Source organism: Streptomyces sp. AcH 505 (genome assembly GCF_000818175.1).
Taxonomy (GTDB): domain Bacteria; phylum Actinomycetota; class Actinomycetes; order Streptomycetales; family Streptomycetaceae; genus Streptomyces.
The window spans coordinates 4277804-4284869 of the sequence record NZ_JTIY01000001.1 but is presented as its reverse complement, the minus strand read 5'-3'; the positions used below and the strand labels follow the sequence as shown (position 1 = coordinate 4284869).

Annotated in this window: 8 protein-coding genes; 5 read left to right on the top strand and 3 right to left on the bottom strand. The window is 70.2% G+C overall.

Features of this window, described 5'->3' with window-relative positions; genetic code table 11:
• The 3 genes from HY68_RS19615 to HY68_RS19605 all read left to right on the top strand — a co-directional run.
• Positions 1 to 940, top strand: a 940-nt coding sequence (locus HY68_RS19615) for a Stk1 family PASTA domain-containing Ser/Thr kinase (protein ID WP_157874449.1), incomplete at its 5' end; no start/stop codon positions are given.
• A 55-nt stretch (positions 941 to 995) separates the two neighbouring features.
• Positions 996 to 1850, top strand: coding sequence for a deoxyribonuclease IV (locus HY68_RS19610; RefSeq protein WP_041990646.1), 855 nt, complete (start codon positions 996 to 998; stop codon positions 1848 to 1850).
• A 153-nt stretch (positions 1851 to 2003) separates the two neighbouring features.
• Positions 2004 to 2426, top strand: a complete 423-nt coding sequence (locus HY68_RS19605) for a DUF4396 domain-containing protein (RefSeq protein WP_241778779.1) — start codon at positions 2004 to 2006, stop codon at positions 2424 to 2426.
• 34 nt (positions 2427 to 2460) lie between these two features.
• Here HY68_RS19605 and HY68_RS19600 read toward each other — a convergent pair whose 3' ends face one another.
• The gene (locus HY68_RS19600; RefSeq protein WP_041990642.1) at positions 2461 to 3093 is read right to left on the bottom strand and encodes a sulfite oxidase-like oxidoreductase; all 633 of its coding nucleotides are present in this window, start codon (positions 3091 to 3093) and stop codon (positions 2461 to 2463) included.
• Positions 3094 to 3249: 156 nt separating this feature from the next.
• Here HY68_RS19600 and bfr point away from each other — a divergent pair, with 156 nt between their 5' ends.
• On the top strand, positions 3250 to 3729 hold the full coding sequence (gene bfr / locus HY68_RS19595; RefSeq protein WP_041990640.1) for a bacterioferritin: 480 nt from the start codon (positions 3250 to 3252) through the stop codon (positions 3727 to 3729).
• Here bfr and HY68_RS19590 read toward each other — a convergent pair.
• Positions 3726 to 4046 carry a (2Fe-2S)-binding protein gene (locus tag HY68_RS19590; protein ID WP_041990638.1) on the bottom strand — a complete coding sequence of 107 codons (321 nt, stop codon included), beginning with the start codon at positions 4044 to 4046 and terminating at the stop codon, positions 3726 to 3728. The two genes, bfr and HY68_RS19590, sit on opposite strands and share 4 nt — an antisense overlap.
• Before the next feature lie 179 nt (positions 4047 to 4225).
• Entirely contained in the window at positions 4226 to 5572 is a 1347-nt protein-coding gene (locus tag HY68_RS19585) for a 3-deoxy-7-phosphoheptulonate synthase class II (RefSeq protein WP_198533421.1), read from the bottom strand.
• A 282-nt stretch (positions 5573 to 5854) separates the two neighbouring features.
• On the opposite strand from HY68_RS19585, the gene HY68_RS45290 reads away from it, so the two are divergent.
• Positions 5855 to 7066: chorismate-binding protein (locus HY68_RS45290; protein ID WP_241778619.1), on the top strand; the 1212-nt coding region annotated here is incomplete at its 3' end.

Here is a 7066-nt window from a genome sequence, read left to right as displayed (position 1 = left end):
CGGGCAGGGTCATGGCGCGGGCCGGGGCCGTGGCCGGGCGGGCCGCGCGGGGGTGCCCCGGCGCGGGCTGATCGCGATGATCGTCGCCGCGCTGCTGGTGGTGGGGGTGGGCGCCGGTGTCTGGTACATCAACTCGGGCCAGTTCACCCGGGTCCCCGCGCTGCTGGGCCAGAGCGAGCAGACGGCGAAGAACAGACTCTCGGACGCCGGGCTCGACGCCAAGGTCGCCCGGGACTTCAGCGACACCTTCAAGCGCGGCACGGTCATGAAGAGCGATCCGGAGCCGCGCTCGCGCATCCGTGGTGACGGCCCGGTGACGATCGTCATCTCGCGCGGCCCGGAGATCGTCGACGTCCCCGACCTGGAGGGGATGACCCTGGCCGAGGCCAGGACGGCGCTGAAGAAGGTGGGGCTGGCCTCGGGGACGATCTCGCGGTCCTTCGACGACGACCACGACCAGGGCACCGTCATCCGTTCGGACCCCGAGCCGGGCACGGAGGTACGGCCCGACAAGGGCATCGCGCTCGATGTGAGCAAGGGCGGCGCGATCGACGTCAGCGATGTGACCGGCGAGTCCGTCGAGGACGCCACGGCGGAGCTGGAGGACAACGGCCTCAAGGTCAAGGTCGCGGCCGAGCGGGTGAACTCCGACGACGACGAGGGCGCGGTGGCCCGGCAGTCCCCCGGCGAGGGCGCCCAGCTGGCGGAGGGCGACACCGTGACGCTGACGCTCTCCAAGGGGCCGAAGCTGATCACGGTCCCCGATGTCACGGGCCGTTCGATCGACGAGGCGCAGAGCGCGCTGGAGGACGCGGGCTTCGACGTCCGCGTCAAGCACAGCTTCCCGTTCATCGACGACACCGTGGCCGAGCAGTCCGTCGAGGGCGGCGACACCGCGCCCGAGGGCAGCACGATCACGATCAAGACCGAGGGGCTCTAGGCACCGGACAGGGCCTAGGCCCTGTCGGCTGCGGCCGCGAAGTATCGTGCTCCCCATGCGTAACCCGGTCGGCGCCCATGTCCCTGTGGCCGGCGGTCTCGCCAAGGTGGGGCTCGCGTACGCCGACGAGCTGGCCGCCGAGGCCGTCCAGGTCTTCGTCGCCAATCCGCGTGGCTGGGCGACCCCCGTGGGCAGTCCGGCGCAGGACGAGGCGTTCCGGGCCCGGTGCGCTGCCGAGGCGATCCCGGTGTTCGTCCACGCGCCTTACTTGATCAACTTCGGCTCGCACACCGAGGCGACGGCGCGGATGTCGGTCGAATCGATGCGGCACAGTCTGCGGCGGGGCCGGGAGATCGGTGCGCGCGGCGTGGTGGTCCATACGGGCTCCGCGACCGGCGGCCGTTCGCGCGAGGTGGCTCTCGCGCAGGTGCGGCGGCTGCTGCTGCCGCTGCTGGACGAGCTGACCCACGACGACGATCCGTATCTGCTGCTGGAGTCGACGGCCGGTCAGGGCTTCTCGCTCTGCTCGACGGCCGACGACTTCGCCGCGTACTTCGCGGCGCTCGACTCCCACCCCAAGCTGGGCATCTGCCTGGACACCTGCCATATCTTCGCCGCCGGGCACGACCTCGCCGCCCCGCACGGCACACGGCGGACGCTGGATCTGCTGGTGGACGCCGTCGGTGCGGGGCGGCTGCGGCTGATCCACGCCAACGACTCCAAGGACGTGGCGGGGGCGCACAAGGACCGGCACGAGAACATCGGCTCCGGGCAGATCGGCGAGGAGCCGTTCCGTGAGCTGTTCCGGCATCCGGCGACCGAGGGGGTGCCGCTGGTGATCGAGACGCCGGGCGGCAAGGAGGGGCACGCGGCGGATGTGGAGCGGCTGAAGAAGCTCCGCGACGGATGAGCCGGAGCCGGCGGAATACCCCATGGGGGTATACCGTTGGACGGGTCGGCAGAAGACGTCGTCCCGTCACAGGGGGTTCCGATGGATCACGAGCACGGCACCGGCCGGCCCGGCGCCCACCAGCACGGCGGTCACGCCCGCGCCGACTGGCCCATGGCCGCCCGGGCGACCCTGCACTGTCTCACCGGCTGTGCCATCGGCGAGATCCTCGGCATGGTGATCGGCACGGCCTTCGGCTGGGGCAACGTGGAGACCACGGTCCTCGCGGTCGTACTGGCCTTCTTCTTCGGTTACGCGCTGACCCTGCGCGGCATCCTGGCCGCCGGCGTCGCCTTCAAGGCGGCCTTCCGGGTGGCGCTCGCCGCCGACACGCTCTCGATCGCCGTGATGGAACTGATCGACAACGGGGTGATCGCCCTGTGGCCCGGCGCGATGGAGGCCGGCCTGGCCGATCTGCTGTTCTGGGTCAGTCTGGCGCTGTCGCTGGCCATCGCCTTCGTCGTCACCACCCCGGTCAACAAGTGGCTGATCGGCCGGGGCAAGGGCCACGCGGTCGTGCACCAGTACCACCACTGACGGCGGCCCCGGCCCCGGCCCAAGAGCTCCAGACCTAGAGCTCCGGGCCGTCCTCCGGCAGCTCCTGGTACGAGTAGCGCTGCTCACGCCAGGGGTCGCCGACGTTGTGGTAGCCGCGCTCCTCCCAGAAGCCTCTGCGGTCCGCCGTCATGTACTCCACGCCCCTGACCCACTTCGGCCCCTTCCAGGCGTACAGCTGCGGTACGACGAGCCGCAGCGGGAAGCCGTGCTCGGCGGTCAGCAGCTCACCGTCCCGGTGGGTGGCGAATATCGTCCGGTCGGAGCGGAAGTCGTCCAGCCGCAGATTGGCGCTGTAGCCGTACTCGGCCCAGACCATGGCGTGCGTGACGCCGGGCGCGGGCGGCGCGAGGTCCAGGACCGTACGCGCGGGGACGCCGCCCCATTCGGCTCCCAGCATGGAGAACTTCGTGACGCAGTGCAGATCGGCGACGACGGTCGAGAACGGCAGGGCCGAGAACTGCTCGTGGTTCCAGCAGTGTTTGTCGCCGTCGGCGGTGGCCCCGAAGACCCGGAATTCCCAGCGGTCCTGTTTGAATTTGGGTACCGGCCCGTAATGGGTGACCGGCCAGCCCCGCTGGAGGCGCTGACCTGGTGGAAGCCCGGACTCCTCCGGCTCCCGAAACCCCCGGTTCTCCGGCTGACCCATGCCGTCAATGGTGACAGACCGGGAGGGGTGGTCATGACCAGGTCTGCCCGGATTCGGGCAACTCCGACTAAGTAGCCCCTTACTGGACGGCTGATCACCACGGTGCAAGGATCCGAAGCATTCTGCCCGCTCACACGCCTGGAAGGAGCCGCCGCGATGCAGGGCGACCCCGAGGTCCTCGAGTTCCTCAACGAGCAGCTGACCGCCGAGCTCACCGCGATCAACCAGTATTTTCTCCACGCGAAGATGCAGGAGAACTTCGGCTGGACGAAACTCGCGAAGAACACCCGCGCCGAGTCGTTCGACGAGATGAAGCACGCCGAGCTGCTCACCGACCGGATTCTCTTCCTGGACGGTCTGCCGAACTACCAGCGGCTCTTCCACGTACGCGTGGGCCAGACCGTCACGGAGATGTTCAAGGCCGACCGCGAGGTCGAGGTGGAGGCCATCGACCGCCTCAAGCGCGGCATCGACGTGATGCGGGGCAAGGGCGACCACACGTCCCGGCGGATCTTCGAATCGATCCTGGAGGACGAGGAGCACCACATCGACTACCTCGACACCCAGCTGGAGCTGGTGGAGAAGCTCGGCGAGGCGCTGTACATCGCCCAGCTCATCGAGCAGCCGGAAAGCTAGGGCCTGATCCGGACGACCGGCCCCCGGGCCTGATCCGAACGAGCAGGACCTAGGGCCTCGTCCAGGCCGACGGTCACGGCCGTCGCTCCCGGCAGTACGGGGGCGGCCGAGGCCGCCACCGGGGGTGCGACCGACTCCAGCAGCTCACGGCGCGGGCAGCCGCCCCGGCCGAGCAGCGACTGGATGTGGCGTACGCACGAGCCGCAGTCGGTGCCGGCCTTGCTGGCCGAAGCTATCTGCCGGGGGGTGCACGCTCCGGCGTCCGCGTGTTCCTTGATCTGCTTATCGGTGATTCCGAAGCACGAGCAGACGTACACGCGGGTTCACCTCCCGGCGGGATCGATGGTGGGGCCGTAGCGACGGCGAGGCCCCCCGAAGAATCGGTGAGGCTAACCTAACCTTACCCACCGGCTTCCGCACACAAAAGCCCCGCGCACGGCGATGGGGCGCGGATCACACGGATCCACGCCCCATCCCCTCGCCGATCATGAGGGCCCTACTGGTCCCGGTACATCTCCGCGACCAGGAAGGCCAGGTCGAGCGACTGGCTGCGGTTGAGCCTGGGGTCGCAGGCCGTCTCGTATCGCTGGTGCAGATCGTCCACGAAGATCTCGTCGCCGCCGCCCACGCACTCCGTGACGTCGTCACCCGTCAGCTCGACATGGATGCCGCCCGGGTGCGTGCCGAGGCCCTTGTGCACCTCGAAGAAGCCCTTGACCTCGTCCAGGACGTCGTCGAAGCGGCGCGTCTTGTGGCCGGAGGCCGCCTCGAACGTGTTGCCGTGCATCGGGTCCGTCACCCAGACCACCGTCGCGCCCGAGGCGGTGACCTTGTCGACCAGCTGCGGCAGCTTGTCCCTGACCTTGTCGGCGCCCATCCGGACGATGAAGGTCAGCCGGCCCGGCTCCCGGTCCGGGTCGAGCCGGTCGATGTAGCTGAGCGCGTCGTCCACGGTCGTCGAGGGGCCGAGCTTGACCCCGATGGGGTTGCTGATCTTCGAGGCGAACTCGATGTGCGCGCCGTCCAGCTGGCGGGTGCGCTCACCGACCCAGACCATGTGGCCCGAGGTGTCGTACAGCTTGTTCGTGCGCGAGTCGGTGCGGGTGAGCGCCGACTCGTAGTCCAGCAGCAGCGCCTCGTGCGACGCGTAGAACTCGACGGCGCGGAATTCGGCCGGGTCGGTGCCGCACGCCTTCATGAAGTTGAGCGCGTTGTCGATCTCGCGGGCGAGCTGCTCGTAACGCTGCCCGGACGGTGAGGACTTCACGAAGTCCTGGTTCCAGGCGTGCACCTGGCGCAGGTCGGCGTAGCCGCCGGTGGTGAAGGCACGGACCAGGTTGAGGGTCGAGGCCGACGCGTGGTACATCCGCTTCAGCCGGTCGGGGTCCGGGATCCGGGACTTCTCGTCGAAGGCGAAGCCGTTGACGGAGTCGCCCCGGTAGGTGGGCAGGGTCACGCCGTCGCGGGTCTCGGTCCCCTTGGAGCGCGGCTTCGAGTACTGGCCGGCGATCCTGCCGACCTTCACCACGGGCACGGACGCCGCGTAGGTGAGCACGGCGCTCATCTGGAGCAGGGTCTTCAGCTTCGCCCTGATGTGTTCGGCGGACACGGCGTCGAACGCCTCGGCGCAGTCGCCGCCCTGGAGCAGGAACGCCTCGCCCTTCGCGACGGCGGCCAGCCTGGACCGCAGCTGGTCGCACTCGCCCGCGAAGACCAGCGGCGGAAAGGACTCCAGGTCCGCCACGACCTCGCGCAGGGCTTCCCGGTCGGGATACTCCGGCTGCTGGGCAGCGGGAAGATCTTTCCAGGTCGGCACAGGGGTCGCGGGGTTCTCAGCTTTCACGGTCACGGCGCCCAGATTACGCGCTCGCGGCCCGTGACAACCGCCCGGCTCACAGTGTGGAACGGGTCGTGTGCGGTAAGGTCCCACGCATGTTCGCGCATTCGAATCAGAGCTGGTGGTGGCCGGATCATCCGGCGGCCCCCTGATTCGTCGCGAGCGTCAGCATCGCGAAGGCCGCCCGAGGGCGGCCTTCGGTGTTTTCCGGGCCCGGGATCTCCGGGCGGGAAGCGGGGGCGGCCCTCCCGCCCCGCTCCCGCCCCGTCCCGGAAGGAACACCCGCCCATGTCTCAGCCGTCGGCGCGCAGTCTGCTCGCCCGTCTCCTCGACTCCGACTGCCCGCCCTTCGCCCTGCTCCGCCGCCGCACCCCCGGACGCGACCACGACACCGTGGAGCTGCTGATCGGGGCCGTGCACGAGGCGGACACACTCGCCGGCATCCCCGTCGGCAGCCGGCCCTCGCTCGCCCTGGTGCCGTTCCGGCAGATCAGGGAGCGCGGCTTCGACGTGCACGACGACGGGACGCCGCTGGCCGTCCTGGTCGCCGACGAGACCTACGAACTGCCGCTGGCCGAGGTGACCGAGCTGCTGCCCGACCACGCGGTACGGGTCGAAGGCGGCGCCTTCGACATCGACGACGAGCGGTACGCGGCCGTCGTGCGGCGGGTCATCGAGGACGAGATCGGCCGGGGCGAGGGCGCGAACTTCGTGATCAAGCGCACGTTCGAAGGCCGTGTGCCGGGCTTCGACAGCGCCGACGCGCTCGCCCTGTTCCGGCGGCTGCTCACCGCCGAGCGCGGCGCGTACTGGACGTTCGTCGTACACACCGGGGAGCGCACCCTGGTCGGCGCGAGCCCGGAGGTGCATGTCCGGATGAGCGGCGGGACGGTCGTGATGAATCCGATCAGCGGCACGTTCCGCTATCCGCCCGAGGGGCCCACCCCCGAGGGACTGCTGGCGTTCCTGGCCGACCGCAAGGAGACCGAGGAACTGTCCATGGTCGTGGACGAGGAACTGAAGATGATGTGCACCGTCGGGGACAAGGGCGGGGTGGTGATCGGCCCCCGGCTCAAGGAGATGGCGCATCTCGCGCACACCGAGTACGAGTTGCGCGGCCGCTCCTCGCTGGACGTCCGCGAGGTGCTGAAGGAGACGATGTTCGCGGCGACCGTCACCGGATCGCCCGTGCAGAACGCCTGCCGGGTGATCGAGCGGCACGAACCGCTCGGGCCCGACGGGCGGGGGCGCGGCTACTACGCGGGGGCGCTGGCGCTCGTCGGGCTCGACGCCGGCGGGGCGCAGACCCTCGACTCCCCCATTCTGATCCGCACCGCCGACATCGCGGCCGACGGCCGGCTGCGGGTGCCGGTCGGCGCCACGCTCGTACGCCACTCCGACCCGGCGGGCGAGGTCGCCGAGACCCACGCCAAGGCGGCGGGGGTGCTGGCGGCCCTCGGCGTACGGCCCGCCCGCCCGCGCGCCGAGTCGGCCGGGCCG

Bases quoted from the DNA above. Each gene is read 5' to 3' on its own strand.
- HY68_RS19600 (WP_041990642.1), bottom strand. From the start codon at position 3,093: ATGGGTCAGCCGGAGAACCGGGGGTTTCGGGAGCCGGAGGAGTCCGGG.
- HY68_RS19605 (WP_241778779.1), top strand. From the start codon at position 2,004: ATGGCCGCCCGGGCGACCCTGCACTGTCTCACCGGCTGTGCCATCGGC.
- HY68_RS19610 (WP_041990646.1), top strand. From the start codon at position 996: ATGCGTAACCCGGTCGGCGCCCATGTCCCTGTGGCCGGCGGTCTCGCC.
- bfr (WP_041990640.1), top strand. From the start codon at position 3,250: ATGCAGGGCGACCCCGAGGTCCTCGAGTTCCTCAACGAGCAGCTGACC.